The organism is Alkalilimnicola sp. S0819 (assembly GCF_009295635.1).
In the GTDB taxonomy this organism is placed as follows: Bacteria; Pseudomonadota; Gammaproteobacteria; order Nitrococcales; family WHIW01; genus S0819.
The window spans coordinates 1-302 of the sequence record NZ_WHIW01000075.1; the positions used below are offsets into that span (position 1 = coordinate 1).

Below are 302 nucleotides of genomic sequence, written 5' to 3' on the forward strand. Positions count from 1 at the left end.
TGGGGTAATAATAGTGTCATCGTGCCGCACTTCAACCGTCGATACTTCTGTTTCAGCAACAGCAGGCAACGGCGTATTTTGCGCCTCATCACTCAACGGTTCAATGGAAACTGAGAGTAAAACACCCACGCGAGGGCGAGTCACAACAGACGCCCCCTTAAGACCAATTTTATCAAATGACCCTCGTAGCTGGTTAATCAATTTATAATAACTGGCATCAGAGACCACGACACCTTTGCGCCCCCAGACATAGTTAATTAAATCATCTTTTTTAAAAAGGCCTTCATAAAAAGCGATAAGCA

General features: G+C 44.4%; 1 protein-coding gene. It reads right to left on the reverse strand.

Annotated elements, in window-relative coordinates; translation table 11 throughout:
* A partial coding sequence (locus tag GBG68_RS14035; RefSeq protein ID WP_226801819.1) for a winged helix-turn-helix domain-containing protein occupies window positions 1-302 on the reverse strand: 302 nt, incomplete at both ends.